Annotated in this window: 29 protein-coding genes; 22 read left to right on the forward strand and 7 right to left on the reverse strand. The window is 60.0% G+C overall.

The genetic code is table 11. The features are described from left to right. Positions 1-111: 111 nt before the first annotated feature. The 8 genes from HJB84_RS18895 (at position 112) to HJB84_RS18930 (ending at position 9,311) form a co-directional block, all read left to right on the forward strand. Positions 112-1,062: a sugar-binding transcriptional regulator gene (locus HJB84_RS18895; protein WP_207581887.1), complete on the forward strand. Its 951-nt coding sequence runs from the start codon at positions 112-114 to the stop codon at positions 1,060-1,062. Positions 1,063-1,207: 145 nt separating this feature from the next. After that, positions 1,208-2,518 (forward strand): sugar ABC transporter substrate-binding protein, encoded by a 1,311-nt coding sequence (locus HJB84_RS18900; protein WP_207581886.1) that lies wholly within the window; start codon positions 1,208-1,210, stop codon positions 2,516-2,518. 138 nt (positions 2,519-2,656) lie between these two features. Further along, positions 2,657-3,529 (forward strand): carbohydrate ABC transporter permease, encoded by an 873-nt coding sequence (locus tag HJB84_RS18905; RefSeq protein ID WP_207581885.1) that lies wholly within the window; start codon positions 2,657-2,659, stop codon positions 3,527-3,529. A 1-nt stretch (position 3,530) separates the two neighbouring features. After that, on the forward strand, positions 3,531-4,361 hold the full coding sequence (locus HJB84_RS18910; protein ID WP_207581884.1) for a carbohydrate ABC transporter permease: 831 nt from the start codon (positions 3,531-3,533) through the stop codon (positions 4,359-4,361). Positions 4,362-4,378: 17 nt separating this feature from the next. Next, positions 4,379-5,377 carry an ABC transporter ATP-binding protein gene (locus tag HJB84_RS18915; protein ID WP_207581883.1) on the forward strand — a complete coding sequence of 333 codons (999 nt, stop codon included), beginning with the start codon at positions 4,379-4,381 and terminating at the stop codon, positions 5,375-5,377. Positions 5,378-5,461: 84 nt separating this feature from the next. Then, positions 5,462-6,943, forward strand: coding sequence for a mannitol dehydrogenase family protein (locus HJB84_RS18920; RefSeq protein WP_221116587.1), 1,482 nt, complete (start codon positions 5,462-5,464; stop codon positions 6,941-6,943). A gap of 96 nt (positions 6,944-7,039) precedes the next feature. Continuing rightward, positions 7,040-7,735 carry an HAD family phosphatase gene (locus HJB84_RS18925; protein ID WP_207581881.1) on the forward strand — a complete coding sequence of 232 codons (696 nt, stop codon included), beginning with the start codon at positions 7,040-7,042 and terminating at the stop codon, positions 7,733-7,735. Beyond that, positions 7,728-9,311: an FGGY-family carbohydrate kinase gene (locus tag HJB84_RS18930; protein ID WP_207581880.1), complete on the forward strand. Its 1,584-nt coding sequence runs from the start codon at positions 7,728-7,730 to the stop codon at positions 9,309-9,311. The genes HJB84_RS18925 and HJB84_RS18930 overlap by 8 nt, the downstream gene beginning before the upstream one ends. A gap of 3 nt (positions 9,312-9,314) precedes the next feature. Here the strand turns inward: HJB84_RS18930 and HJB84_RS18935 are convergent, their stop codons facing one another. Next, complete coding sequence (locus HJB84_RS18935) at positions 9,315-10,169, reverse strand: MurR/RpiR family transcriptional regulator (RefSeq protein WP_207581879.1); 855 nt, start codon at positions 10,167-10,169, stop codon at positions 9,315-9,317. Positions 10,170-10,402: 233 nt separating this feature from the next. On the opposite strand from HJB84_RS18935, the gene HJB84_RS18940 reads away from it, so the two are divergent. Continuing rightward, positions 10,403-11,116: a sulfate transporter family protein gene (locus HJB84_RS18940; RefSeq protein WP_207581878.1), complete on the forward strand. Its 714-nt coding sequence runs from the start codon at positions 10,403-10,405 to the stop codon at positions 11,114-11,116. Between the two features lie 2 nt (positions 11,117-11,118). Here the strand turns inward: HJB84_RS18940 and HJB84_RS18945 are convergent, their stop codons facing one another. Then, a complete protein-coding gene (locus tag HJB84_RS18945; protein ID WP_207581877.1) occupies positions 11,119-11,544 on the reverse strand; it encodes a VOC family protein in 426 nt (141 codons plus the stop codon). An 82-nt stretch (positions 11,545-11,626) separates the two neighbouring features. Here HJB84_RS18945 and HJB84_RS18950 point away from each other — a divergent pair, with 82 nt between their 5' ends. Next, a complete protein-coding gene (locus tag HJB84_RS18950; protein WP_207581876.1) occupies positions 11,627-12,205 on the forward strand; it encodes a TetR/AcrR family transcriptional regulator in 579 nt (192 codons plus the stop codon). On the opposite strand, the gene nth is transcribed toward HJB84_RS18950, so the two are convergent. Continuing rightward, positions 12,170-12,949 (reverse strand): endonuclease III, encoded by a 780-nt coding sequence (gene nth / locus HJB84_RS18955; RefSeq protein ID WP_207581875.1) that lies wholly within the window; start codon positions 12,947-12,949, stop codon positions 12,170-12,172. The genes HJB84_RS18950 and nth overlap by 36 nt on opposite strands. 22 nt (positions 12,950-12,971) lie before the next feature. Here nth and HJB84_RS18960 point away from each other — a divergent pair, with 22 nt between their 5' ends. Together HJB84_RS18960 and HJB84_RS18965 are read left to right on the forward strand one after the other, a co-directional pair. Next, positions 12,972-13,469 (forward strand): DUF2244 domain-containing protein, encoded by a 498-nt coding sequence (locus HJB84_RS18960; protein WP_207584381.1) that lies wholly within the window; start codon positions 12,972-12,974, stop codon positions 13,467-13,469. A gap of 79 nt (positions 13,470-13,548) precedes the next feature. Next, positions 13,549-14,421: a bifunctional helix-turn-helix domain-containing protein/methylated-DNA--[protein]-cysteine S-methyltransferase gene (locus HJB84_RS18965; protein WP_207581874.1), complete on the forward strand. Its 873-nt coding sequence runs from the start codon at positions 13,549-13,551 to the stop codon at positions 14,419-14,421. A 37-nt stretch (positions 14,422-14,458) separates the two neighbouring features. Here HJB84_RS18965 and HJB84_RS18970 read toward each other — a convergent pair whose 3' ends face one another. Next, positions 14,459-15,484, reverse strand: a complete 1,026-nt coding sequence (locus tag HJB84_RS18970; protein ID WP_207581873.1) for a sugar-binding transcriptional regulator — start codon at positions 15,482-15,484, stop codon at positions 14,459-14,461. 406 nt (positions 15,485-15,890) lie between these two features. Between HJB84_RS18970 and tal the strand changes: the two genes are divergently transcribed. Next, entirely contained in the window at positions 15,891-16,856 is a 966-nt protein-coding gene (gene tal, locus HJB84_RS18975) for a transaldolase (protein ID WP_221116588.1), read from the forward strand. 93 nt (positions 16,857-16,949) lie between these two features. Beyond that, positions 16,950-17,618 (forward strand): DUF1345 domain-containing protein, encoded by a 669-nt coding sequence (locus tag HJB84_RS18980; protein WP_207581871.1) that lies wholly within the window; start codon positions 16,950-16,952, stop codon positions 17,616-17,618. On the opposite strand, the gene HJB84_RS18985 is transcribed toward HJB84_RS18980, so the two are convergent. The 3 genes from HJB84_RS18985 to HJB84_RS18995 all read right to left on the reverse strand — a co-directional run bounded on the left by HJB84_RS18985 (position 17,615) and on the right by HJB84_RS18995 (position 19,464). Continuing rightward, entirely contained in the window at positions 17,615-18,415 is an 801-nt protein-coding gene (locus HJB84_RS18985; protein WP_221116589.1) for an anti-sigma factor, read from the reverse strand. The genes HJB84_RS18980 and HJB84_RS18985 overlap by 4 nt on opposite strands. Next, positions 18,412-19,164: a sigma-70 family RNA polymerase sigma factor gene (locus tag HJB84_RS18990; RefSeq protein WP_221116590.1), complete on the reverse strand. Its 753-nt coding sequence runs from the start codon at positions 19,162-19,164 to the stop codon at positions 18,412-18,414. The genes HJB84_RS18985 and HJB84_RS18990 overlap by 4 nt, the downstream gene beginning before the upstream one ends. Before the next feature lie 90 nt (positions 19,165-19,254). After that, a complete protein-coding gene (locus tag HJB84_RS18995) occupies positions 19,255-19,464 on the reverse strand; it encodes a hypothetical protein (protein ID WP_221116591.1) in 210 nt (69 codons plus the stop codon). Here HJB84_RS18995 and HJB84_RS19000 point away from each other — a divergent pair. The 8 genes from HJB84_RS19000 to HJB84_RS19035 all read left to right on the forward strand — a co-directional run bounded on the left by HJB84_RS19000 (position 19,463) and on the right by HJB84_RS19035 (position 25,641). After that, entirely contained in the window at positions 19,463-20,437 is a 975-nt protein-coding gene (locus HJB84_RS19000) for an MBL fold metallo-hydrolase (RefSeq protein WP_207581868.1), read from the forward strand. The two genes, HJB84_RS18995 and HJB84_RS19000, sit on opposite strands and share 2 nt — an antisense overlap. A 20-nt stretch (positions 20,438-20,457) precedes the next feature. Beyond that, positions 20,458-20,922 carry a tetratricopeptide repeat protein gene (locus tag HJB84_RS19005; protein WP_221116592.1) on the forward strand — a complete coding sequence of 155 codons (465 nt, stop codon included), beginning with the start codon at positions 20,458-20,460 and terminating at the stop codon, positions 20,920-20,922. A gap of 62 nt (positions 20,923-20,984) precedes the next feature. Beyond that, positions 20,985-21,428, forward strand: a complete 444-nt coding sequence (locus HJB84_RS19010) for a DoxX family protein (protein ID WP_207581866.1) — start codon at positions 20,985-20,987, stop codon at positions 21,426-21,428. 99 nt (positions 21,429-21,527) lie between these two features. After that, complete coding sequence (locus HJB84_RS19015) at positions 21,528-22,019, forward strand: hypothetical protein (protein ID WP_207584380.1); 492 nt, start codon at positions 21,528-21,530, stop codon at positions 22,017-22,019. Positions 22,020-22,162: 143 nt separating this feature from the next. Next, positions 22,163-22,441, forward strand: coding sequence for a hypothetical protein (locus HJB84_RS19020; protein ID WP_207584379.1), 279 nt, complete (start codon positions 22,163-22,165; stop codon positions 22,439-22,441). Positions 22,442-22,701: 260 nt separating this feature from the next. Further along, the gene (locus HJB84_RS19025; protein ID WP_221116593.1) at positions 22,702-23,442 is read left to right on the forward strand and encodes a response regulator; all 741 of its coding nucleotides are present in this window, start codon (positions 22,702-22,704) and stop codon (positions 23,440-23,442) included. Further along, a complete protein-coding gene (locus HJB84_RS19030; RefSeq protein WP_207581864.1) occupies positions 23,439-24,812 on the forward strand; it encodes a HAMP domain-containing sensor histidine kinase in 1,374 nt (457 codons plus the stop codon). Before HJB84_RS19025 ends, HJB84_RS19030 begins: the two co-directional genes overlap by 4 nt. 127 nt (positions 24,813-24,939) lie before the next feature. Continuing rightward, positions 24,940-25,641 carry a DUF3313 domain-containing protein gene (locus tag HJB84_RS19035; RefSeq protein WP_405048981.1) on the forward strand — a complete coding sequence of 234 codons (702 nt, stop codon included), beginning with the start codon at positions 24,940-24,942 and terminating at the stop codon, positions 25,639-25,641. The last annotated feature ends 4 nt before the right edge of the window (positions 25,642-25,645 follow it).

The following is a 25,645-nucleotide window of genomic DNA, read 5'->3' on the forward strand; positions in this document are numbered from 1 at the left end:
TTCCTTTCAACAGGCTCGACATTTGCCGGAATTTTGTTTTGATCTGGCGGTTACAGATTCAAATCATGTTCGGCGGCGGCACGCCGGCTCACTTTGCGTGGTAGGCATTCAATGGCAAAAAGATCCGAGACCCCTGCACGGCTCGACGATGCGGCGCGTGCCGGCTGGCTCTATTACGTCGCCGGGCGTACGCAGGATGAAATCGCCGCCGCGATGGGGATCTCGCGGCAATCGGCGCAGCGGCTGGTATCTTTGGCGGTTGCCGAACGTCTGATCAAGGTGCGTCTGGATCATCCGATCGCCGCCTGCCTGGAACTCGCCAGTCAACTTCGGCGGAAATTCGGGCTGAAACATGTGGAGGTGGTGCCGAGTGATTCCGGGTCCTCGGCGACGGTCGGCATTGCCGAGGCGGCCGCGGCCGAGATCGAGCGGTGGCTGAAACGGGCCGAGCCGATCGTGCTTGCCGTCGGTACCGGCCGGACGCTGAAGGCGGCCGTCGACCAGCTTCCGGCGATCGAATGTCCCCACCACCGTATCGTCTCGCTGACCGGCAATATCGCCCCGGACGGATCGGCGGCTTATTACAATGTCATCTTCAGCATGGCCGATGCCGTGAAAGCGCGGCACTATCCGATGCCGTTGCCGGTGCTTGTCACCTCGGCGGAAGAGCGGGAACTGCTGCATGGCCAGCAACTGGTGCGCTCGACGCTTGACATCAGCGCGCAAGCCGACGTCACCTTCGTCGGCATCGGTGAGCTCGGCATCGACGGGCCGCTCTGCGTCGACGGTTTTCTCGAGAAGGACGAGATGATGGAGCTGATGCGCGGCGGGGCGGTCGGCGAGATCTGCGGCTGGATCTTCGACGTCGACGGCGGGTTGCTCGACAACCCGATCAACGAGCGCGTCGCGTCGGCGCCGATTCCGTCCCGCGACGCGTCGATGGTCATTGGGCTGGCCAAGGGCAAGCGCAAGTTCAAGGCGATCAGGGCCGCCGTTGTCGGCCATCAAATCAACGCTCTGATTACTGACGAAGAGACTGCTGAGTTTTTGCTCAGGAATTGAGCAAAAAATACGATATTTAAATCAATGAGATAACTACCTCCTTCGGCACTGCAGCAACGATTGCCGATTGACATTCTGTATCGTTTATTGAGTAATTGCCCATGAGCGAAGCGAATGCTCACACCCCATCTTCTGGGAGGAAGATATGACATTGAGAACTTTTCTGCTGGGCGCCTGCTCAGCACTGGCGTTTGCCGGCATGGCCTCGGCCGAGACGCTGACAATCGCAACCGTGAACAACGGCGACATGATCCGGATGCAGAAGCTGACGGATGATTTCAAGGCGAAGAATCCCGGCATCGACCTTGAATGGGTCACCCTCGAAGAAAACGTGCTGCGCCAGAAGGTCACGACCGATATCGCGACCAAGGGCGGCCAGTACGACGTTCTGACGATCGGCACCTATGAAGTTCCGATCTGGGCAAAACAGGGCTGGCTGCTGCCGCTCGACAACCTCGGCAAGGATTACGACGCCGACGACCTGCTGCCGGCGATCCGCAGCGGCCTGACCACGGACGGCAAGCTCTATGCGGCGCCGTTCTACGGCGAAAGCTCGATGGTCATGTACCGCAAGGACCTGTTCGACGCCGCCGGCCTGAAGATGCCCGACGCCCCGACTTGGGACTTCGTGGCGGACGCTGCCCGCAAGATCACCAACAAGGACAAGGAAATCTACGGCATCTGCCTGCGCGGCAAGGCCGGCTGGGGCGAGAACATGGCCTTCCTGACAGCCATGTCGAATTCCTTCGGTGCACGCTGGTTCGATGAAAAGTGGAAGCCGCAGTTCGATCAGCCCGAGTGGAAAGACACGCTCGACTTCTACGTCAAGCTGATGAAGGATGCCGGCCCTCCGGGCGCTTCCTCCAACGGCTTCAACGAAAACCTGGCGCTCTTCCAGACCGGCAAGTGCGGCATGTGGATCGACGCAACGGTTGCCGCTTCCTTCGTCGCCGATCCGAAGCAGTCGCAGGTCGCCGACAAGGTCGGCTTCGCGCTCGCCCCGGACAAGGGCCTCGGCAAGCGTGGCAACTGGCTCTGGGCCTGGAACCTCGCCATCCCGGCAGGTTCGCAGAAGGTCGAAGCCGCTGAGAAGTTCGTCGCCTGGGCAACGAGCAAGGACTACACCAACCTCGTCGCCGAGAAGGAAGGCTGGCTGAACGCACCTCCAGGCACCCGCACCTCGCTCTACGCGAATGCGGACTACCAGAAGGCGGCTTCGTTCGCCAAGATGACGCTCGACTCGATCAACTCGGCCGATCCGACCAAGCCGACCGTCAAGCCGGTCCCCTATGTCGGCGTCCAGTTCGTGGCGATCCCGGAATTCCAGGGCATCGGTACGGCAGTGGGCCAGCAGTTCTCCGCAGCGCTTGCCGGCCAGCTTTCGGTCGACCAGGCCCTGCAGGCCGCCCAGCAGTTGACCACTCGCGAAATGACCAAGGCCGGCTACATCAAATAAAAACCTCCTGAGCAAGAGGCGGATTCTTGACGATCCGCCCCTCTGGGCCGCCGATTGCCCGAACAGCATCGGCGGCCGCTTTTTCAGACAAAGCTTTCCTGCGGCCGCTCCCCGCTTCAGATCAGATCGGTGATTGCCATGGCAACCTTGCATACTCGCTCCGCAGCGCGCCTGATGATTGCGCCCTCCGTGCTGCTCCTCTTTGCATGGATGATCGTCCCGCTGGCGATGACGATCTATTTTTCGCTGCTGAACTACAATCTGCTCAGCCCCGGCATGGAGAGCTTCGTCGGCTTTCTGAACTACGAATATTTCCTGTCCGATCCTGCCTTCTTCGCGGCGCTGATCAATACGCTGGTGCTCGTGGCCGGCGTTCTGTTGATCACCGTCATCGGCGGCATCGCTTTTGCGCTGCTGCTCGACCAGCCGATGTACGGCCAGGGTATCGTGCGCATCCTGGTGATTGCGCCGTTCTTCGTCATGCCGACTGTGGCCGCGCTGGTGTGGAAGAACATGTTCATGAACCCGGTCAATGGCCTCTTTGCGCATCTTGCCAAGGCCCTCGGCCTGCAGCCGATCGACTGGCTGGCGAATGCGCCGCTGCTCTCGGTCATTCTCATCGTTGCCTGGCAGTGGCTGCCCTTTGCGACGCTTATCATGCTGACGGCGCTGCAGTCGCTCGACGAGGAGCAGAAGGAAGCCTCCGAAATGGACGGCGCCGGGCCGATCTCGAAATTCATCTACATCATCCTGCCGCATATGGCCCGCGCCATCACCGTGGTGATCCTGATCCAGACGATCTTCCTGCTTTCGGTTTTCGCCGAAATCCTCGTCACCACCAACGGCGGGCCAGGCACCGACAGCACCAACCTCACCTATCTCGTCTATGCCCAGGCGCTCCTGCAGTTCGATATCGGCGGCGCTTCGGCGGGCGGTATCGTCGCGGTGGTGCTTGCCAATATCGTAGCGATCTTCCTCGTCCGCCTCGTCGGCAAGAATCTGGAGGCTTGAGATGGCCAGAAAAATCACCACCCGGCGCAAGGTCATTTTTACCGCGGTCGCCTGGACGCTCGGCATCCTGATCTTCTTCCCGATCCTCTGGACGTTCCTGACCAGCTTCAAGTCGGAAGCCGACGCCATCGCCTCGCCGCCGCAGTTCCTGTTCTTCCACTGGACGACAGAAAACTACGCGGAGGTGCAGAGCCGGTCGAACTATCTCAGCCACTTCATGAACTCGGTGATCATTTCCTTCGGCTCGACGCTGATCGGCCTGATCATCGCGATCCCGGCCGCCTGGGCGATGGCGTTTGCGCCGACCAAGCGGACCAAGGACGTGCTGATGTGGATGCTGTCGACCAAGATGATGCCGCCTGTGGGCGCGCTGATCCCGATCTATCTGTTGTTCCGCAATTCGGGCCTGCTCGACACTCGCACCGGCCTGGTGGTCGTGCTGACGCTGATCAACCTGCCGATCATCGTCTGGATGCTCTACACCTATTTCAAGGAAATTCCCGGCGAGATCCTCGAAGCGGCCCGCATGGACGGGGCCTCGCTGATGAAGGAGATCGTCTACGTGCTGACGCCGATGGCGGTGCCCGGTATCGCCTCGACGCTGCTTTTGAACATCATCCTTGCCTGGAACGAGGCGTTCTGGACGCTCAACCTCACCGCCTCGAAAGCGGCACCGCTGACGGCCTTCATCGCTTCCTACTCCAGCCCGGAAGGCCTGTTCTACGCCAAGCTCTCGGCGGCTTCGACGATGGCGATCGCGCCGATCCTGATCCTCGGCTGGTTCAGCCAGAAACAACTCGTCCGCGGCCTGACCTTCGGCGCAGTGAAATAAGATAAAGGGAGACAAACATGGGCAGCATTACCCTTCAGAAGGTTTCCAAGGTCTTCGGCGAAGCCAAGGTCATCCCTTCGATCGATCTCGACATCAGGGACGGCGAGTTCGTCGTCTTCGTCGGCCCGTCGGGCTGCGGCAAGTCCACGCTGCTCAGGCTGATCGCCGGGCTCGAGGACGTCTCCGGCGGCAAGATCGTCATCGACGGCCGGGACGCCACCGAAAAGGCGCCGTCGGAACGCGGCCTTGCCATGGTGTTCCAATCCTACGCGCTTTATCCGCATATGAGCGTGCGCAACAACATCGCCTTCCCGCTGAAGATGGCGGGCATCGACAAGGCGGAGATCGACCGCAAGGTGACGGATGCGGCCCGCGTGCTCAATCTCACCGACTATCTGGAGCGCAAGCCGCGTCAGCTTTCCGGCGGCCAGCGTCAGCGCGTCGCGATCGGCCGCGCCATCGTGCGCCAGCCTTCGGCCTTCCTGTTCGACGAACCGCTGTCGAACCTCGATGCGGCGCTCCGCGTCAATATGCGCCTCGAGATCAGCGAATTGCATCAGCAGCTGAAGACGACGATGGTCTACGTCACCCACGACCAGGTCGAGGCGATGACCATGGCCGACAAGATCGTCGTGCTGAACAGGGGCAATATCGAGCAGGTCGGCTCGCCGCTCGAGCTTTACAGCCGCCCGCGCAACCTCTTCGTCGCCGGTTTCATCGGCTCGCCGAAGATGAACTTCATCAACGGACAGAACGCGGCTCAGCTGGGCGCCCATACGATCGGCATCCGACCCGAACATATGTTGTTGTCGATGGAGAGCGGCGACTGGAAGGGCAGGGTCGTGGTCGCCGAACATCTCGGCTCCGACACCTTCCTGCATATCGACGCCGAGGGCATCGGTATGATGACAGCGCGCGGCAGCGGCGATTTTGCGGCCAAAGCTGGAGACACGGTCTATCTGACGCCGGATCGTTCGCGTATTCACAAATTCAACGAGGGCGGCCTTGCCATCTGAGGCGGGCTGCCGGGCTGGGGGCAGGCATGCGAGCCGGGCGATGGCGCCCGGCCGTTTGGGCAAGACCTTCAAGAGGACTGAAACATGACGTGCAAACTATCGCTGGCAACGCTTTCGGATGTGGCGCGCACCGCGGCCATCCCTGGATATGACAGGGCGTCGCTGAAAGCCGGCATCGTGCACTTCGGCGTCGGCAATTTCCACCGCGCCCATCAGGCGGTCTATCTCGACGATCTCTTCAATGCCGGCGCGGATCACGATTGGGCGATCGTTGGCGCCGGCGTGTTGCCATCCGATGCCGCGATGCGTGAAAAGCTTGCGGCACAGGATTTTCTGACGACGGTGGTCGAGCAGGACAACAACAAGACGGCGGCGCGGGTCACCGCGCCGATGATCGACATCCTGCCGGTCGGCGACCCCGCCGTGATCATCGCCAGGCTCGCCGATCCCGAGATCCGCATCGTTTCGCTGACGATCACCGAGGGCGGCTATTTCATCGACGCATCAGGAACCTTCAACCCGGCGCATCCGGCGATTGCTGCCGATGGCGACAGCCCCGACGCGCCGAAGACGGTGTTCGGCCTGATCGTTGCCGGGCTGAAGGCGCGCAAGGAAAGGGGCATCGAACCCTTTACCGTCATGTCCTGCGACAACATTCCCCATAATGGCATCGTTACCGCCAATGCCGTGGTCGGCACGGCCGCCCTCTCGGACACTGGCTTTGCCGAGTGGATCCGGGCGAATGTCGCCTTCCCGAATGCGATGGTCGACCGCATCACGCCGGCAACCGGCAAGCGCGAAATCGATTTCCTCAGGGACAATTTTGCGATCGAGGACAATTGGCCGGTCTATTGCGAGGAATTCAAGCAATGGGTGCTTGAGGATAAGTTCACCGCCGGTCGGCCGGCATTGGAAAAGGTCGGCGTGACCTTCGTGCCCGATGTCACGCCCTACGAGCATATGAAGATCCGCATCCTGAACGGCGGACATGCTGCGATCGCCTATCCGGCGGCACTGATGGACATCCATTTCGTTCACGAATCCATGGAAAACCCGCTAATCCGCACCTTCCTCGCCAAGCTCGAGAAAGACGAAATCATCCCGATCGTGCCGCCGGTGCCGAACACGTCGCTGACGGATTATTTCGCGCTGATCGAACATCGCCTGCTCAATCCGAAAATTGCCGACACCGTTCCGCGGCTGGCGCAGGACGGATCGAACCGTCAGCCGAAATTCATCTTGCCGTCGACGCTCGACAATCTGCGCCAGGGCAGGGACGTCGTCGGTCTGGCGCTGGTTTCGGCGCTCTGGTGCCGTTACTTCGCCGGCAAGACCGATAGCGGCAAGGATATCGTCTTCAACGACGCCAGCGCCGAGCGCCTGCATGCGGCGGCGCTGAAGGCGAAGACCGATCCGTCAGCCTTCCTGGTCTTCGACGATATTTTCGGCGAAGTGGCGAAATCCGAACTTTTCCGCAAGCGTTTTGCCGATGCACTCAAAAGCCTGTGGGAAAAGGGCACGCGGGAGACGCTGCAACTCTATCTCGACGGCAAGCTCGCAGTGTAAGGAATCCGGATGGCGGCATCTGCTGCCGTCATTCATCCGGCCTTGCGCGCAAGCGGGGCGGTGACGCGCTCGAATTGAACTCAGGTTGGGTCTTCCATGGCTGATGCTGAACCACGGCTGGTCATCTTCGATTGCGACGGCGTGCTCGTTGACAGCGAGCCGATCTCGATCAGCGTGCTCGTCGGGGCGATGAACGATCTCGGCGTCTCGATCACCGAGGATCAGGCCTACGAGCGCTTTCTCGGCCGCAGCCTTTCGACCCTCATCGATACGCTGGAAACCGAATTCAACGTCCGCGCCGGTGAAGAATTCCTCGAGCGCATTCGCACCGATCTCTACACCCGTTTTCGTACCGAACTGAAGCCGATCGAGGGTATTGCGGCGACGATCGATGGACTTGGCGTTCGCTGCTGCGTCGCCTCGTCCAGCCAGATGGAGCGAATCCGGCTGTCGCTGTCCGTCACCGGACTGCTCGACAAGCTGCCCGACATCTTCAGCGCGACGATGGTCAAGCGCGGCAAACCGGCGCCCGATCTTTTCCTGCATGCGGCGCGTGAAATGCAGGTGGCGCCTGCTCAGTGCATTGTTGTGGAGGACAGCCCTGCCGGCATTGCCGCCGCCAAGGCAGCGGGAATGACGGTCTTCGCCTTCACCGGCGGATCACACGCCAACTTCGCCGGCTATCGCGCCGAACTCGACCGGCTTTCGCCGGAAGTGGTGTTTGACGCCATGCCGGATTTGATCCACCTTGTCCGCAACCATAGCTGGACGGGACCAAGATTTGATGCGTGATCATGTGGTTGCGGTGGATATCGGCACGGGCAGTGCGCGCGCCGGCGTCTTCGATGCGCGCGGCCGTCTGCTTGCCAAGGCCGAGCATCCGATCGTGATGAACCGGCCGCGTGAAAACCATGCCGAGCACGATTCCGAAGATATCTGGTCCGCAGCCTGCACGGCGGTGCGCAAGGCGATGGAGCAATCCGGCATCGCCGCCGCCTCGGTCGGCGCAATCGGCTTCGACGCCACCTGTTCGCTCGTCGTGCGTGACGTCGAGGGCCGGCAGCTCAGCGTTTCCACCGGCGGCGAGACACGCTTCGACACGGTCGTCTGGCTCGATCACCGGGCGCTGAAGGAAGCCGATTTCTGCACGGCGACGGAGCACACGGTGCTCGAACATTCCGGGCACGTCATGTCGCCTGAGATGGAAATGCCGAAGCTGATGTGGCTGAAGAAGAAGCTGCCTGCCACATGGGAGAAAGCCGGTTATTTCTTCGATCTCGCCGACTTCATGACGTGGAAATCGACCGGATCGCTTGCCCGTTCGCGCTGCACGCTGACAGCGAAGTGGAACTATCTCGCCCATCGCGAAAAAGGCTGGCAGCAGGATTTCCTGGAGCGGATCGGCCTTGAGGACCTTCACGAGCGCGGCCACCTACCGGATGAAACCACGCCTGTCGGAGGCAACGTCGGTTGGCTGACGCCGGAAGCGGCGCAGGCGCTCGGGCTGACCACGGACTGCCATGTCTCCGCCGGCATGATCGACGCCTATGCCGGCGCGCTCGGCGCGCTCGGCGGCTACGCTGCCGATCCTGTAAAACGAGAGCACCAGCTGGCGCTGATCGCCGGCACGTCGAGCTGCATCGTCACATTCTCGCGGGAACGCAAGCCGAGCCATGGCATGTGGGGCCCCTATTACGAGGCGGTCTTTCCAGAATCCTGGCTGGTGGAGGCGGGGCAATCGGCGACTGGCGCGCTGCTCGACCACATCGTGCGCATGCACGCGGCGGGCGGTGAGCCGACGGCGGCACTGCATCAGAGGATCGTCGCACGCATCGCCGAATTGCGGGCCGAGGAGGGCGATGCCTTCGGCGCACGCATTTTCGTGCTGCCGGACTTTCATGGCAACCGTTCGCCGCTCGCCGATCCGCATGCCGTCGGTGTCGTCAGCGGGCTGACGCTCGATACGTCCTTCGATGGGCTTTGCACGCTTTACTGGCGCACGGCCGTGGCGATTGCGCTCGGCATTCGCCACATCCTCGAAATGATGAAGGAATACGGCTACGTGCCCGATACGCTGCATATTGCCGGCGGGCATGTGAAGAACCCGGTGCTGATGGAGCTCTATAGCGATGCCACCGGCTGCAAGGTGGTGGTGCCGAAAATGAACGAGGCGGTGCTGCTCGGCACGGCGATCGCGGCATCCGTCGCCTGCGGCCTGTACAGGGATTTGGCGGCAGCCGGCGAGGCGATGTATCCGGGTGGCGACGAACGGCTGCCTGACAAAACGAAACAGGCGCTCTACGATCGCGACTACCGCCGTCTTCTCGCCATGCACCGGCATCGTGCCGAACTGGAGACGATGAAGTAGCCCTCAGTGATTCGCCGTCTCGCCGAGGACGGTCGCGAATTCCAACATGCGGCGGCGGCGGAGAGCGGCCTCTTCTCCGACTTCGAGGATGACGGATTCCGACAGGCAATCGAGCAGCGCGATCAGCGGCGGAAGATTGTCGAGATCGGGGGCGCGCGCGGGCGGTAAGGGCAGCATGACATTCGACTGGTCCGCCATCCAGTCCGCTTGCTGCGGTGAAATGAGCACGACCTTATAGCCGTAGCGCCGAGCGGTTCGGGCAAGCAGCCGCGCCTTGGCGAAGCGGCGACAATCGATGATGACCAGTAGCGCGTCATCAACGGCCAGCCGGGCGAAAAGCTCGGCAAAACGGTTGTCGGCGCCGTCGAGCGTGCGCACGCCGTCGCGGGCTTGCGTCAGCCGCTGGCAGAAATGATGGGCGAGGCTTGCAAGCCGGGCATGCGTGACGATCGACACTTCGCGGGCAGTGCTGATCAAGCTGACGGCTTCGGACCAGTGTGGCTGCGCCGTCAGATGATAGATATGATGGAGCGCCTGGATCTGTTCGGCAACCAGCACGGCGAGCGGTTTGCCCTCCCCAGCGTCCTGATGCAGCTCGCTCATGGCGCTTTGCAATTGCGCCGGCGATGTCGTCACGGTCTCGCGAATCTCCACTTTGACGCTGTCCAATCCCTGATAGCCGAGCGAGCGCAGGAAGCGCCCGACGGTCATCGGCGAGAGATCCAGGCGATCGGCGACCGATGCAGCTGTCTCGAACGGCAGGTCGTTCAGGTGTTCGGTGAAATATTTCGCAATGCGACGTTCGGCCGGTGTGCCGGTTTTTGCGTATTGCCTGAGTTTTTGCACAAAGTCTTCCACATCAGCCTCCCCCGTTTTTCCTTAGAGGCGTTCCGTGGATGCGCTGTTGCGACCCCTTGTCTTTGCAACTATTTCGGAAGCTGCTTCTTAGGCCCGTGCATATTGGATACGTGACAATACTATATTAGCATTTAATTTTCGACAAGTTTTCTATTACCGCATGCAATTTATTCTCTCTTGTCGGTAGCCTCCATCTTTCCTACATCTTCGGCGCAACCGGAGACGCCTGAGATATGATTCTTGCCGCCGCTCGACTCTCGCTCACCAATTTGTTCGCGCCGGAAACACGTTCGGTCTTCTGGAAAGTGCTCGGCCTGACGATTCTCGTCCTGGTCGGTCTCTGGTTCGCGCTGCGTGGGGCCTTCATGGCTTTTCTCTTTCCCTGGCTCACCGGCTTCTTTCCCGATGTGCCGGATTGGGCGGGGTGGCTCGCTTTGGTTTTCGCAATTCTTGCCGGTGTCGGCCTTGCACTGATGCTGGCGTTATTGCTTTCGCCGGTGACGGCGCTGATCGCCGGCTTGTTTCTCGACGATGTCGCCGATGTCATCGAAAAACGCGATTATCCCAAGGACATGCCGGGCACCGCCATGCCGCTCGGCCCGGCGATGGCAAGCTCGATCAAGTTCCTCGGCGTGGTGATCCTCGGCAATATCGTGGCGTTGCTGCTGCTGGTCATTCCCGGCGTCAATCTGATCGCGTTCTTTCTGGTGAACGGCTATCTGCTCGGACGAGAATTTTTCGAATTCGCTGCCATGCGCTTCCGTTCGCCTGAGGAGGCGCGGCTCCTTCGCGCCAAACACGCCTCCACCGTCTTTCTTGGTGGGCTGGTGATCGCCCTGTTTCTGGCGATCCCGTTCGTCAATCTTCTGACGCCACTTTTTGCCGCCGGCATGATGGTGCATCTGCACAAGCTGATTTCCGCGCGTGACATCGGTTCGCGGGCCTGAGATCAACCGGGCAGGGCGGCGGCGGCGTACAGCGCCGCGAATTCGGCGCTCGGTGGAATCGGCGTGATGATATCGATCAGCACGCCGTTCGGATCGGCGGTGATGAAATGCCGCTGGCCGAAATTCTCATCGCGGATCTCGCGGAGAATTGGCAGGCCGGCGCTCCGGCAGGTTTCGTAAACACGATCGACATCCTCGACCTCGAAATTGAGCAGCAGGCCGGAGACCCTGCCGCGGGCCATGGCCGGGATAGTCTCATGGCTGCCGTCAAGGATGGCGAGCGCTATCTGCACGTCCTCAGCCGATTGCAGGTGAACGTACCAATCGCTTTCGAACAGCGCGTTGAAGCCGAAATGCGAGCAATAGAAGCTGGCGGTGCCTGTGACGTCGCCGGTCATGATGACCGGGTAGTAGCTGGTCGATTTCACGTCTCGCTCCTTTTCCATTTTACATACAGGTTGTATGTTTTTGGCTATTAACATACATGCAGTTTGTATGTAAATAGCCCACATGAGCCGGAGCAATCGCGAGAGAACGGAACAGACAAGGCAGGCGCTGATCGACGCCGGACGGCGCATCTTTGTCGAGAAAGGATATGCCGAAACGGCGACACCGGAAATCGTCACCGCGGCAGGGTTGACGCGTGGGGCGCTTTACCATCATTTCGAGGACAAGAAGGCGCTCTTCCGCGCGGTGATTGCGTGCGAAATGCAAGAGGTGACCAAGACAATCGAGGCGTCTTCAGCGCCTGAGGACGGGCCGCGCGATGCGCTGATTGCCGGCGCTTCGGCCTATTTCACCGCAATGACGCAACCCGGCCGAACACGGCTGCTGCTGATGGAAGCGCCTGCGGTTCTCGGCTTGCCGGCGATTGCGGCACTGGATGCCGAGAATACGGAGGCGACTTTGCGTGGGGGACTCGCAGCGCTTATACCTGCGGCAGGAACCCTGCTCGACCCGCTGACGTCGCTGCTGTCGGCAAGTTTCGACCGCGCGGCGATCGCGATCGAAGCGGGTGGGGAGAGGCGGGATTACGAGCAGGCGATTGCAGCTTTACTCGATGGCCTCGCCGATCACCTGCGGCGGTAGCTCGACGAGCGGCGCTGGCACATCCCAACTTTTCTCCGGCGATTTGCAGAGATCGGCGATGACGCAGCGTTCGCATTCGGGGCGGCGTGCCTTGCAGGTGTAGCGACCGTGCAGGATCAGCCAGTGATGGGCGTGATAGAGGGAATGTTTCGGGATCACCTTCATCAGCCGCGCCTCGACCTCGTCCGGTGTCTTGCCGGGGGCAAGGCGGATGCGATTGGCAATGCGGAAGATATGCGTATCGACGGCCATCGTCGCCTGACCGAAGGCCATGGACAGCACGACGTTGGCGGTCTTGCGGCCGACGCCCGGCAATCGCACCAACTCGTCGCGCGTCTCCGGCACCTTGCCGCCGAATTGGTCGACCAGCATCTGCGAAAGCGCGATGACGTTTTTCGCCTTGTTGCGGTAGAGGCCGATCGTTCTGATATGATCTCGCAGCCGCTCCTCGCCGAGATCGAGCATCTTTTCCGGCGTATCGGCAATCTGGAAGAGTGCCCGCGTCGCCTTATTGACGCCGACATCGGTCGCTTGCGCTGAAAGCGCGACCGCAACGACCAGAGTGAAGGGGTTGGTGTGCTCGAGCTCGCCCCTCGGTTCCGGCCGCTGCACCGAGAAACGGCGGAAGATCTCCTCGCGCTCGGCCAGGGAATAGGCCGTCTTCACCGCCGCCGGTTTGCGGCGGGCGATCACATTCGAGTTTTGCGATGGTCTGGTAACGGATTTGAGTTTCGGATTTGCCATGGAGAATCTATACTCAACGGCTATGATGGAAAGCAACGCCGACAGCTTCAACGAGCAGCCTGTTTTCGCCGCCGAGCTTTTCCCCCACCGGTCGCTCGGCCGCCGGGGCTTCAGGGTGCTGCTTATCCTATCCGGTTCCGTCTGCCTCCTCTATGGCATGTTCTTCATCGCGACCGGCGCTTGGCCGATCGGCTTCTTTTTCGGACTGGATTTCGTGCTTCTCTACGGTGCCTTCTGGCTGAATTACCGCTCCGGCAAAGCGCGCGAACAGGTGACGGTGTCGCGCACGGACGTATCGGTGCGCAAGTTCACAGCGTCGGGACGGATGGTTGAACATCACTTCAATCCGTTCTGGGCGCGCTTCCTCGTTCGCCGGCACCAGGAGATCGGCATCCTTTCCATGCAGATCTTCGGCGAGGGCCGGCGCACGGATATCGGCTCCTTCCTCAATCCCGACGATCGTGAAAGCTTCGCCAAAGCCTTCAAGGGCGCACTCGCCACGGTCAAGCAGCGTATCTGAGCTTACTTGGTGCATGCGCAAGAAACGGGTGGTTTGCCAACACCCTATTGATTATCTCCTTGTGACAAGGAGAAAGACGATGAACATGATTGCGAACCTGCAGACAGACATGACGCCTGACGGCCCTGATTACGACATTGTCCGTCGGGTGATCGAACTCATCACCGAGGATTACCGCGACCAGCCTTCGCTGGAGGCGATCGCGGCCCGGCTCAACCAGTCGCCGACGCAGTTGCAGAAGACCTTCACCCGCTGGGCCGGCCTGTCGCCCAAGGGTTTTCTGCAGGCAGTGACGCTCGACCACGCCAAGCGGCTGCTGCGCAAGGAAGACATGCCGCTGCTCGAGACCTCGATCGAGGTCGGCCTCTCCGGGCCGAGCCGCCTGCACGATCTGTTCGTCACGCATGAGGCGATGTCACCCGGCGAATGGAAGGCGAAGGGCGGCGGTCTCACCATCCGCTACGGCTTCCACATCTGCCCCTTCGGCATCGCACTGATCATGGTGACCGACCGCGGCCTCGCCGGCCTTGCCTTCAGCGATTCCGGCGACGAGAAGGCCTGCCTCGACGATATGACCTGCCGCTGGCCGAACGCCTGTTATGTCGAGGACCTGCAGGCGACGGTTCCCTATGCCGCCCGCATCTTCGAGCCGGGCAAATGGTCCTTGGAACAGCCGCTGCGGGTCGTGCTGATCGGCACGGATTTCCAAGTGAGTGTCTGGCAGAGCCTTATGAAAATCCCGTTCGGCAAGGCCGTCACCTATTCCGATATCGCCAATGATATCGGCCGGCCGACGGCGCAGCGCGCCGTGGGGGCCGCGGTCGGGGCGAACCCGATCTCCTTTGTGGTGCCATGCCATCGGGCGGTCGGCAAGAACGGCGCGCTGACGGGTTACCATTGGGGCCTCACCCGCAAGCGGGCGATGCTCGGCTGGGAATCGGCGCACGCCTGATAGCGTTCCGACCCTCGCTCGCCCCCTCATCGCCTTGCTAACGCTCCGGCACGTCTCCCCGCTGGGGAGAAGAGACAGGCGGTGATGTCTCAGCCAATTCCAGCAGTGCCCGTGCGGCACTTTCATCGGTGATCAGTGTGTTGCAGCCGATGCGTTTGATCGTGGCGCGGATGGCGACGGCCCGGTGGGCACCGCCGGAGGAGAGCACGATATGCTTGGCCTCCTTCAGCGTGTCGAGATCGACGGACATGACGCGGCGATTGATCGAGTGGTCGACAGACTTGCCGTTCTCGTCGAGGAAATTGAACATGGTGTCGCAGACGCAGCCGGCGTCGATCAACTCCTGCAGCTCGGCCTTCGAGATCCAGCCTTCCGACAGCGAGGTCGAATGCGGACCGATATCGCCGCAGCTGACAATCGCCAGATCGAGGTTTTCGGCGAGACGGTAAATCGTATCCAACCCGCATTTTTCGATCAGATTGCGCTTGGTCTCGATGGAATCGACGAGAAGCGGTGCCAGGAACATGTAACATTCGGCGCCGAGCTGGTTTGCCAGCCGCCAGGTATAATCGATCGGGTTCGTCTGGTGTACGGCGACGATGCCGCCCAGAAGCGAGACGATTTTGCAATTGGCGCGGCGTGGCGGCCGGAAGCTCGACAGGGAGGCGGTCATGGTGCGGCCCCAGCCGACGCCGATGGTATAGTCGTCGGGAATGGCTTCGGAGAGGAACTGGCCAAGCGCCAGGCCGACATTTTTCGCCAGCGCATCGACGTCGCAGTTGACCGGTGCTGGTACGACGATCGCCTCGTCGAGGCCATAGGCGCGCTCCAGTCTCACCGATAGCTCGACGCAGTCGCCGATCGAATCGTTGATCCAGATCTGGACTTCGCTGCGCTTCATCGCCTCATCGAGCAGGCGGATCACGGTGGTGCGGCTGATGCCGAGTTGTTCGGCGACGTCCTTCTGGGTCAAGCCCTCGTTGTAATAGAGCCATGCCGCCCTCAGCCGCAGCGAGGATGCTTCCGAAAAGGCCGTGTGCGTGCCGCGTTTAAGCTTGACCACATCTCCTCCGCACAATTCCTGGCCTTAGACCCCTCATGGAGGCGAGAGGTTGCGATGACGCGTTTGTTGCGGGGGATAATGACGGGTGTGACACTTATGTCAATTGAAATGCACAAATGTCCTTGACTTTTCGTCAGGCGAATGGCGATAGTCCGGATGATACAAGTCGTTCCTGTCCGTCCGAGGAGGACATAGTGCGGGCATGCCGAAAGTCACGATCGGCCTTCCAGCCGCAGGCGGTGTCGCTTGCGTTCGGGAACACGGCTACTGTCCTTCACGTTTATGAATCATCCGTGACGGATGCGCGCATTTTCGCCTGCAGCATGCAAATAACCTGTCGATAGACCACCTTTGCCCGGCGGAACTCGTGCCGGTCGCAGCCCAAGTTCAACAAGGATTATTGACCATGACATCCAAGCTTGACCAACTCCGCGAGATTACCACCGTCGTCGCTGACACCGGCGATATCGAAGCCGTCGCCCGCCTGAAGCCTGTCGATTGCACGACGAACCCGAGCATCGTGCTCAAAGCCCTCGGCACGCCGATGTTTGCCGACGCCATCAAGGAAGCCGTCGCCTGGGGCAAGAAGCAGGGCGGCAATCCTGAAGCCGTTTCTTCCGCCGTCGCCGATCGCCTCGCCATCTCGGTCGGCGCCGCCCTGGTGAAGCTCGTCCCAGGCCGCGTGTCGACCGAAGTCGACGCCGATCTTTCCTTCGATACCGAGGCTTCGCTTGCCAAGGCGCGCGCGATCATCGCCGCCTACAAGGATCGCGGTATCGGTCAGGACCGCATCCTCATCAAGCTCGCCTCCACCTGGGAAGGCATCCGCGCCGCCGAAGTGCTGCAGAAGGAAGGCATCGACTGCAATCTGACGCTTCTGTTCAGCAAGGCCCAGGCGATCGCCTGCGCCGATGCCAAGGTGTTCCTGATCTCGCCCTTCGTCGGCCGCATCCTCGACTGGTACAAGAAGTGGACCGGCAAGGACTACACTGCCGAGGAAGATCCGGGCGTCATCTCCGTCCGTGAAATCTACAACTACTACAAGGTGAACGACATCAAGACGATCGTCATGGGCGCCTCCTTCCGCAGCGCCGGCGAAATCGAAGCCCTTGCCGGCTGCGACCGCCTGACCATCAGCCCGAACCTGCTCGACGAGCTCGCCAAGGATGACGGCAAGCTGGAGCGTAAGCTCTCGCCGGAGAGCCGCAAGCCGGATCCGAAGGTCTCTGTCGACGAGAAGACCTTCCGCTGGATGATGAACGAAGACGCAATGGCGACGGAAAAACTCGCCGAAGGCATTCGCGCCTTCGCCAAGGATCTGGGAACGTTGCGCACCATGGTGCAGAAGGAACTGCAGCTCGCCGCCGCCTGATAAGGTCCGGCATGCAATCGAAGGCGCGGCTGTTGCTGGCAGGCGCGCCTTTTTTCATGCTGTTATCAAAGGCATATGCAGTTGGAGACCGATATGGCGGGTGAGAACCGGGCAAGTTCGCTGGCGGCATTTGCCTACAAGCATGCGAGCTTCATCATCGCCATCCTGGCCGGACTGGTGGTCTTCTTGGCTGTGACCTCGCGCGAAGTCAGCGCCGGCAACATCTTGTTCGGCTGGAATGTCAGCGCCGGCGTTTTTGTCGCGCTCAGCTGGCGCAAGATGCTGCGGGCAACGGTTGAAAGCATCCGGAAACGCTCCGAGGATCTCGATTTCTCCGACACCGTATTGCTGGCTCTTTCGATCGGTGCGGCGCTTGCCAGCGTCGCCGGTATCGGCCTCGAGCTTCATTCGATCAAGGAAGCAACACCTGACGTCGCGCTGGCCCGGGCAGGGGCCGCGGTGCTGACGATCCTGATCTCCTGGATCTTTCTGCACACCCTCTTCACCATCCATTATGCCCATTATTTCTATGGTGGGGCGGACGAGGAGGGTGGCCTCAAGTTTCCTGACGGGATCGAAGAGCCTGGCTATTGGGATTTCCTCTACTTCTCCTTCACGATCGGCGTTGCCGCGCAGACGGCGGATGTCGCGGTCAGTTCGACCAGCATGCGCAAGCTGACGCTGCTGCATGCCGTGCTGTCGTTCCTGTTCAACACGACGATCCTGGCGCTGGCGATCAATGTCGGGGCGAGTCTGCTTTAACCCTTCGCCGCCGCCCTGAAAAAGGTCTCGAACTCGGCCAGGTCGCCTGCGGCGACATCCGAAACCGCCCAGAACACCAGCCCTCCATCCGACCATTGCGTCATATTGTAGCCGTCATGCACCGTCGTCGTCTGTGCGGCCGATGCCGCCGGCCAGATGAACAGGTTGATGACATGGCCGTGGCGCCGGTAGACGAGGGCCGCGACGGCGCGATCTCCGATATAGTCGACACGCCCGCCGGTCAGCGGAAAGCCATCCTTGGAGAGATCGCTGACCGGTGGCGAAAAATCGATCTTGCCGTTGAACCAGGGCTTTACCGTGTGCTGATCCGAGGTCAGCACGTCGGTCAGATGATCGGCCATCATCGACCTGACATGGCTTGCCATGATCTGGTCCTGCAAAAGCAAGGTCTGCGACGGTGCATTGATGAACAGGAAAGCGCCTGCCGCCAGTACTGCGAGCGAAGGCACGAAGCTCCATTGTCGGATGAAATCCAAGGCGTGGCGCCAGACCGGCGCCTGGCGTGGCGGGGGCAGGCTGGACGTCGCCGCTGCCTGTTCAAACGACAGCATTGACAGGACTTGCGAACGCAGTGCCTCCGGCGGCCGCCACTTGACGCCATCCTGATCGATGATCTCTCTCACGGCACGGACCCCTTCCATCTCCGCCCTGCAATTCGCGCAGGTGCCAAGATGATCCTCGAATTGCGCTGCATGGACGGAATCGAGCTCGCCGTCGACGAAGCCGTGCAGCATGATGCGCCATTCCGGGCAACCTCTCTGTTGGGCTTCACTCATCCTGCCGTCTCGTTTTTGCTGCATGCATCCCAGGCTTCGCCAAATTCACGCCGCGCCCTGGCAAGCCGCGACATGACCGTGCCGATCGGCGCATCGATGATCTCGGCGATCTGCCGGTAGGAAAGATCTTCAAGCTCGCGCAAGACAAGGATTTCCCGCATCGCCTCCGGAAGCCGACTGATAACCGCGCGTACACGTTGCTGTTCGCTTCGCCGGATCGTCGCCGTTTCCGGCGAATCCTCCTCCGAGGCGATCTGGTATTCGCCACCTTCATCGGGGTCAGCGTAGCCGTCATTGCCCAAAGGCTGCTCGAACCGCGCTTTGCGGCGATCCTGCTGGCGCCAAACATGGCAGCAGTTCCTGACAATGGCAAAGAGCCAGGCGCGCGGATCGCCGCCACGATAGGTTTCGAAATTGCGATAGGCACGCAGGAAGGCTTCCTGGACAATATCCTGTGCGGCATCTGCATCGCGGCTGAGGAAGCGGGCAAAATTATAAGCCGCGTCAAGATGCGGAACGATCATGTCCTGAAAGCGCTGCATGAATTCATGCTGCGCCGTCGCATCGGCTGTCGAAGCGACTCGATCGCTGCTCGATTTTTCCGAGACCATGAAGTGGAATAGCCGCACCGCGCCGCCCAGAAGCGCCGTCAGCGGTGATGGTCGAATGCGGGTCTTCGACGCTTGCCGGCCCAGCAGCAACCAGTCGTTCGATCCGACGGGATAGGTGATCTGAGCGTTTGTCATCATTCTCCCTGCCTCAACAGCGGCCGAATTTAGGCGTGAGACCCACAGGCATGCAATGCGGTCCTTGCCGTCTAGACCGATCGGCACATGGTTTTATTCCACGTCGACGCCAGTTTTTTGCATGCAGCGGGCCGTTAATCGCACGCGATAGAAATCGAAAAACATTTTCAACAGCTTGAAGAAATAACTCCCCAGATTGGGAATAAGCGGGCTGTGCCAGCGATCTAGTTCGGCAGTGAGGACATCTGAACAGTTCCAGTCTTCGCCACCAGAAATGCCATCAACAAGAGGAGGCATATCCATGTTTACCATGTCACGTCGCGCCGTCCTGGGATCGGCTGCCGCGGCGGCCGCATTCGGTCTGTCGTCAAAGCTCGAATTCGTCATGCCGGCGCTCGCCGCGACGCCGCTGGAGCCGATGGTCGGCTTCTATAAATACAAGGTCGGGGATGTCGAGGTCACGGCGATCTATGACGGTATCTGGAAAAAACCGCATGACCCGACCTTCATCAAGAACGCTTCGATCGAGGACACCAAGGAGGCGCTTTCCAAGGCCGGGCTCACGACCGAATTCATGCCGATCCCGTTGACGGTGGTCGTCCTGAAGCTCGGCAACCGTCTGATCATGATGGACGCCGGCTCGGGCGTCGGTCAATGGCAGGCAAATGCCACCCACCTGCCGGCGAACATGGCGGCCGCCGGCATCGACTACAAGACGATCGATACGATCTTGATCTCGCATTTCCATCCGGACCATGTCTGGGGACTGATGGAAAAGGGAACGAACGATCCTGTCTTCCCGAACGCCGAACTCATCGTCAACGCCGTCGAATACAACTGGTGGACGGAACCCGGCCGGGTCGAGAAGCTTGCGGAAGGCCGCAGGCCGGCCGGCAAGCGTATCGCCGAGGTTTTCCCGAAATGGAAGAACTGGAAACTGGTGGACGATGGGGCCGAGGTTGCACCGGGAGTGCGGCTTCTCGCAGCTTTCGGCCACACGCCCGGCCATTCGACCTACCTCGTTACTTCAGGCAGCAAGCAACTGCTCGTCTCGGCCGATATCATGTATGTGCCGGCCCTGCTCGCGCCGCATCCCGAATGGCAAGGCAGCTACGATCAAGACGGGCCGATGGCCGTCGACACGCGCCGCCGTCTCATCGACCGCATCATTGCCGACAATATCGCCATTTGCGGCTCGCACTTCCCTTTCCCCGGCTCGGGCACCTTCGTCAAGGACGGAAGCGCTTTTGGCTTCACACCGACAATCCAGGCCTGAAAGGCCGGAAGGAGATCACCATGATGAAATATGCAATTCTCGGATTCATCTGGCTTTGTGCCATATCCGCCGGCTTTTCGGCGGTGACGGCGCTTCCCGCCTTTGCCGTCGACAACATGCAATCGACGGACGCTCCCGACTTGACGTCGGTGCGCGCCAAGATCGATGTCAAAGACTATGCCGGCGCCCTGGCGGAGCTTCGCGGCCTTGCCGAGGACAACCAGCAGGCAGATGTCTATAATCTGATGGGATATACGCTGCGCAAGACGGGCGACTACAGAACGTCGCTGACCTACTACACCAAGGCGCTGGAGCTTCAGCCCGACCACAAGGCAGCGCGTGAATATCTCGGCGAACTCTATGTTGAAACAGGCGAGACGGCGAAGGCCGAGGAGCAGGTGTCATCACTGAAGCAACTTTGCCCGAGCGGCTGCGAGGAACTCGAAGAGCTGCAAAAGGCAATTGCGGCCAAGGGAGGGAATTGACGAGTATATGAATGTAAGAGCAGGCGGCGGAACCGTCTGCTCTTCTCAAACCGGAGGATATGATGGAAAACGCCCCAAGCCGGCTGCAACTGGCCGATCTCGTTCTTCTCCTGGGCAGGCTGCTGCTGTCGCTGATCTTCCTGCATGAAGGGTTGTCTCTCGCGACCAATATCGCCGCGACCATCGACACTTTCGCAACGCTCGGCCTGTCGGCGCCGGTTGCGCTTGCGGTGATCGTCCTTCAGATCGGCGCCGGCCTTTCTATTGCTGCAGGTTTCCTCAGCCGACTTGGCGCACTTGCATTGGCGCTCTTCTGCCTGGCGACCGCCTTTCTCTTCCACACGAATTTTGCGAGCCAGAACGAGCTGCTGCATTTCGAGAAGGACCTGGCGATTGCCGGCGGCATGTTCGTCCTGGCGGCTTCAGGCGCGGGATCGATATCGATCGACAATCTGCTGCGAAAGCGAACAAACAGACTGCATCCCTGGCTCCGGGCGGTGCTGTAATCGAAGCTTCGCGAGCCGTCCCCCGGCGCAATAAAACCGAATAAAACCGAACAACCCGAAGCGCCGATGCGGGCTACACTTATGGCGACAGTCAGGAGTGTGCCAATGATGTCTTCCGCGCAACGCGATCAGCAAAAGCCAATTCTCGTCTTTCTCGGAAAAGGCGCAGCCTGCGATATCGTCTCGAAATTGAATGAGAACGGATATGCCGCGGCGGCTGTATCCTCGGTGCCGGAGCTCTTTGACGCCTTGCGTTCGGACCAATATTTTCTGGCAGTAACAATGCGGTCGGATATCGATATGGTCCGGAACATCAAGCCGATACCAGTCATCAATCTGGAGGTGTTTTTCCATGCTGTCCAGTCGGCAGCACAGTCCGTTCAATCCGCGAAAGAATTCGACAGCGACGCATTCCTGAGAAGGATCGCCGCCCTCACGGAGTCAAGAACAAGCACGATTTCTGCCGTCCAAAAAGCCCCGGCTGCAAACGGGACGTCGATTGCAAGCACGGTCAAGGCATCTCGCTGGCGTGCCGCCACATCTCTTCTTTTAAGTCGCCGCGCCACGTCAAATGCAGAGCGGGCTGATTAGACGTGGGCAAATTCCCACCGCCGACGGACCGGACGCTGCGTCGCGCTCCGGGCGGGTCCGATAGGCATCTTTCTGCCTGGTCTCGTCGGCTTGAAGGCGTAGTTCCGAAACCGGAGCTTTTCACTTGGTGCGGGTGTCTTCTCATGTTTCAGTTGTTAGGAGCAGCTTCGGTAAGCGGATATATCATCACGGCGTTGTTCCTGCTCGTGGCGATCGGCCGTCTCGTCAGAGACGCCCTTCATAAATTCACCGCAAGGCTGCCGAAGCGCTCGGCGTTGAAACACTATACGACGGCCATCATGTCTTTGGTGTTCTTTTGCCTGCTGGTCGTTCGGATGTGTTTCATCGCAACTGTCATCATCGATTGCGCAATTCAAGGTGACAAGGTGGAAATCAGCGGCGGTTCCGGAAGCCAGTTTTGACGCCGGATCCATGTCGGAGATCCCCGCAACATATCTCAACATTATCGAACACATCAGTGCACGACAGTTGATACCCTGAGGTGGATCCCGCGTCGGCACGGCAACCGATATCGTGTGGTATCCGATTGCTCGGAGATCTCCTGTTCTAAATTAATAGTTAGAGGATGATGTCATCCGAAAACCGCTGACACTTTTCGGCACCATGCTCTAGCCACGGTGAAACGTGGTAATTTCGCGCCGTATCTCCGGCAAAAGAACGAATGACGATGGTATTTGAAATGGCAGTTTCCAATCAGGCTCATATCCTCATTGTCGAAGACGATCCCGCCATCGCGGATATGCTGGTGGACCTTGTTCGAAACAGCGGCTTTGGGGCCTCGTCGGTGGAGAGCGCGGCGGCTATGGATCGAATAATAGCGCGACAGCAATTCGATCTCATCGTCCTTGACGCGATGCTGCCGGGCGAGGACGGCTTCAGCATCTGCAGGCGGCTTCGTGCTTCGTGCCCGGTGCCGATCCTGATGCTGACGGCACTCCAGGAGGATATCGACCGCATTCTGGGCCTGGAGCTCGGAGCCGACGACTATGTTACGAAACCCTTCAACTCCCGCGAGCTGCTGGCCAGGATCAAGAGTATTCTCCGCAGAGCGTCATACGCTCATCATCAGGAGGAAGCCCTTGGCCCCATGACGTTCTCGGGATGGCGCATCGATCCCAAAAGCCGTCAGCTCCACGACGCGGACGGCGCGCAGGTTTCTATGACCACCGCGGAGTTCGATATCCTTCTGGCATTCTGCTGCAATCCGAACAAGGTTTTAACCCGCGAACAACTTCTGTCGATGACGCATGCCGGATCGGCGGGGCCGGTTGAGCGCAGCATCGACGCCCACATCAGCCGGGTCAGGCAAAAGATAGAGCCGAACCTGAAAGACCCGACGTTCATAAAGACGGTGCGGCTGGGCGGCTATCTTTTCGCATCCAAGGTAGAGCGCCTCTCTTGAGAAATTTTCGGCGAGCTTCGATCCAGAACCAGATCCTCATCCTGGCGACCCTCCTTGTCGTGCTGGTTTCCGTGGTGGCGACGGCCATGGAGCCATTCATCTATGGCCGTCATGATCGCGGCTTTCAGAACGGCCTTTTTGCTGCGAGAGCGGCAATGATCGCGGAGCAATTTGCTGACGCAAATTCAACGCAGGGCGAAGACGCCGTCCTCGACAGAGCTGCGGCCCTCAGCATTACGGTCGAAAGGACGTCCTCGGTTCAGTCAGGCGCAGTGGATCAACGGATATCTCCAAGCGAGTTGGTGGCGCGTATCGACGCGATGCTCGCCGACAATGTTCTGACGGCATTTCATCGCTTCGCCATGGGTCAATCGCGCCCTGACGTCTTGACTGTCGGAATTGACGGCAAGCGTGCCCTCGTCTTCCAACTGCCGGTTTTTCCCAGCTATTTGTGGTTCGTTCCGGCAGCTGCAAGCGGATTTCTGAAAATCGTCATTCCCTTAGTGCTGCTTGCCTATTTCAGCAGCCGGCTGATCACCGAACCTCTCAGGCGCTTTGCTGCCGCTGCGAAGCAAGCGTGCATGGAAGGCAGTCTGGAAAAACCTTTCGAACCGGACGGCGGAGCCGAGATTCGCAGTCTGGCGGAATCTCTTAACGTCATGAGCGATCGAATCCAGAGCATGGCGGAGGATCGGACAAGAATGCTGAGCGGAGTGGGTCATGATCTGAGGACACCGCTGACGAGACTGCGGATGCGGGCCGAGCGCTCCGCAGAGCCGGAACTTCGCAGCCTGATGCTGGCCGATATCGCCACATTGAGCTTCATGATCGACGAGTGCCTGGCCTATTTTAAAGACCCGTCGGTGAGAGCGGTCGATCGAAAGGTCGATATCTCGAGCCTGCTGCAGACGATCGCGACCGATTTCGCCGACACCGGCGTCGATGTGAGTTTCACCGGCCCGCGGCGGCTGGCGTTTATCTGCAAATCTCAGGCGCTCAGCCGCGCTATTACGAATCTGGTGGAGAATGCGTCCCGTTATGCGACGCAGGTCGAAATCGGCTTGGAATGCCGCGAGGATGGCGGGATCAAAATAAGGGTGAGCGACAACGGCCCCGGCTTGACGGATGAGCTCAAGGCGAAGGTTTTAGAGCCATTCTTCAAAGCGGATAAATCGCGACAGATCGACGCTAAGGGTGGTTCGGGGCTTGGGCTCGGTCTGCCGATCGCCAAAGGGATTGTCACTAAAGGGCACAATGGACAATTGACGTTGTTGGACAGGAAGCCGAGCGGCTTGGTTGTCGTGATCAATCTTCCGGCCGGTCAGTTGGCCCAGCCTGAAGGCCGGCCGTCGATCCCTTCATCACATTAGATTCCGGCCGCCCGGCGGAGTCGTCAAGCTTGGCGTCGTGTCTGCGTCGCAAAAATGCTCGCGAACATTTCCGCATATTATAGCAAACACAGCAATATTCGAATTCCATAAAACCGGTTCCAGATCCATGCCGTTCGGCATTTCCAAAGCTGGAGCCAAAACCTTGATAAAGAAATTAAAAGTCGGTGCCGCACTGATGCTCGCCAGTTCGGCCATCGCCGGATGCTCGACCCCTGACCCGACTGTTTATTCCGGACTTGCTTCGGCCCGGCAGCTTCAGCCGAACATGGCGGACAAAACCGGCCGCGTGCCATATCGTTATCAGACGAATGTTAACTGGAGCCAATATACCAGGATCATCGTCGATCCCGCTACGGTCTATAACGGTCCCGACAATCAGTTCGGCAAGGTCCCCGAAAAAGACAAAGCGTTGCTTGCCAACTATATGCAGGCTCAATTCACAGAAAAATTGAAGACGCGCTTCGCCATCATCAGCACGCCTGCTCCGGCAACGCTCAGATTGCACCTGACGCTGACGGGCGCCAAGGCGACGACTGCGGTGCTCGGAACGGCCTCACACATCGACGTCGCAGGTGGATTGTACAATACCGTCCAGGCCGTTCGTGGCCGAGAAGGCTCGATGACCGGTTCGGTGAACTATGCTGTGGAGATCTATGATGCGGCGAGCAATCGTCTGCTGTCGTCTTACGTCACCAAGCAATATCCCAATGCGATGAATATCGGTGCTAGCTTCACGGCATTGGAAGCGTCAAAGGTAGGCATCCGCAAAGGTGCGGACGCTCTGCTTGCCGAGTTCAACAGGCTGTAGGAGG

Source organism: Rhizobium sp. NZLR1b (assembly GCF_019685155.1).
Lineage (GTDB): Bacteria > Pseudomonadota > Alphaproteobacteria > Rhizobiales > Rhizobiaceae > Rhizobium.

Excerpts from the sequence above, each read along its gene's own strand:
- HJB84_RS18895 (WP_207581887.1), top strand. The coding sequence starts at position 112 with ATGGCAAAAAGATCCGAGACCCCTGCACGGCTCGACGATGCGGCGCGT.
- HJB84_RS18900 (WP_207581886.1), top strand. The coding sequence starts at position 1,208 with ATGACATTGAGAACTTTTCTGCTGGGCGCCTGCTCAGCACTGGCGTTT.
- HJB84_RS18905 (WP_207581885.1), top strand. The coding sequence starts at position 2,657 with ATGGCAACCTTGCATACTCGCTCCGCAGCGCGCCTGATGATTGCGCCC.
- HJB84_RS18910 (WP_207581884.1), top strand. The coding sequence starts at position 3,531 with ATGGCCAGAAAAATCACCACCCGGCGCAAGGTCATTTTTACCGCGGTC.
- HJB84_RS18915 (WP_207581883.1), top strand. The coding sequence starts at position 4,379 with ATGGGCAGCATTACCCTTCAGAAGGTTTCCAAGGTCTTCGGCGAAGCC.
- HJB84_RS18920 (WP_221116587.1), top strand. The coding sequence starts at position 5,462 with ATGACGTGCAAACTATCGCTGGCAACGCTTTCGGATGTGGCGCGCACC.
- HJB84_RS18925 (WP_207581881.1), top strand. The coding sequence starts at position 7,040 with ATGGCTGATGCTGAACCACGGCTGGTCATCTTCGATTGCGACGGCGTG.
- HJB84_RS18930 (WP_207581880.1), top strand. The coding sequence starts at position 7,728 with ATGCGTGATCATGTGGTTGCGGTGGATATCGGCACGGGCAGTGCGCGC.
- HJB84_RS18940 (WP_207581878.1), top strand. The coding sequence starts at position 10,403 with ATGATTCTTGCCGCCGCTCGACTCTCGCTCACCAATTTGTTCGCGCCG.
- HJB84_RS18950 (WP_207581876.1), top strand. The coding sequence starts at position 11,627 with ATGAGCCGGAGCAATCGCGAGAGAACGGAACAGACAAGGCAGGCGCTG.
- nth (WP_207581875.1), bottom strand. The coding sequence starts at position 12,949 with ATGGCAAATCCGAAACTCAAATCCGTTACCAGACCATCGCAAAACTCG.
- HJB84_RS18960 (WP_207584381.1), top strand. The coding sequence starts at position 12,972 with ATGATGGAAAGCAACGCCGACAGCTTCAACGAGCAGCCTGTTTTCGCC.
- HJB84_RS18965 (WP_207581874.1), top strand. The coding sequence starts at position 13,549 with ATGAACATGATTGCGAACCTGCAGACAGACATGACGCCTGACGGCCCT.
- tal (WP_221116588.1), top strand. The coding sequence starts at position 15,891 with ATGACATCCAAGCTTGACCAACTCCGCGAGATTACCACCGTCGTCGCT.
- HJB84_RS18980 (WP_207581871.1), top strand. The coding sequence starts at position 16,950 with ATGGCGGGTGAGAACCGGGCAAGTTCGCTGGCGGCATTTGCCTACAAG.
- HJB84_RS18985 (WP_221116589.1), bottom strand. The coding sequence starts at position 18,415 with ATGAGTGAAGCCCAACAGAGAGGTTGCCCGGAATGGCGCATCATGCTG.
- HJB84_RS18990 (WP_221116590.1), bottom strand. The coding sequence starts at position 19,164 with ATGATGACAAACGCTCAGATCACCTATCCCGTCGGATCGAACGACTGG.
- HJB84_RS19000 (WP_207581868.1), top strand. The coding sequence starts at position 19,463 with ATGTTTACCATGTCACGTCGCGCCGTCCTGGGATCGGCTGCCGCGGCG.
- HJB84_RS18995 (WP_221116591.1), bottom strand. The coding sequence starts at position 19,464 with ATGGATATGCCTCCTCTTGTTGATGGCATTTCTGGTGGCGAAGACTGG.
- HJB84_RS19005 (WP_221116592.1), top strand. The coding sequence starts at position 20,458 with ATGATGAAATATGCAATTCTCGGATTCATCTGGCTTTGTGCCATATCC.
- HJB84_RS19010 (WP_207581866.1), top strand. The coding sequence starts at position 20,985 with ATGGAAAACGCCCCAAGCCGGCTGCAACTGGCCGATCTCGTTCTTCTC.
- HJB84_RS19020 (WP_207584379.1), top strand. The coding sequence starts at position 22,163 with ATGTTTCAGTTGTTAGGAGCAGCTTCGGTAAGCGGATATATCATCACG.
- HJB84_RS19025 (WP_221116593.1), top strand. The coding sequence starts at position 22,702 with ATGACGATGGTATTTGAAATGGCAGTTTCCAATCAGGCTCATATCCTC.
- HJB84_RS19035 (WP_405048981.1), top strand. The coding sequence starts at position 24,940 with ATGCCGTTCGGCATTTCCAAAGCTGGAGCCAAAACCTTGATAAAGAAA.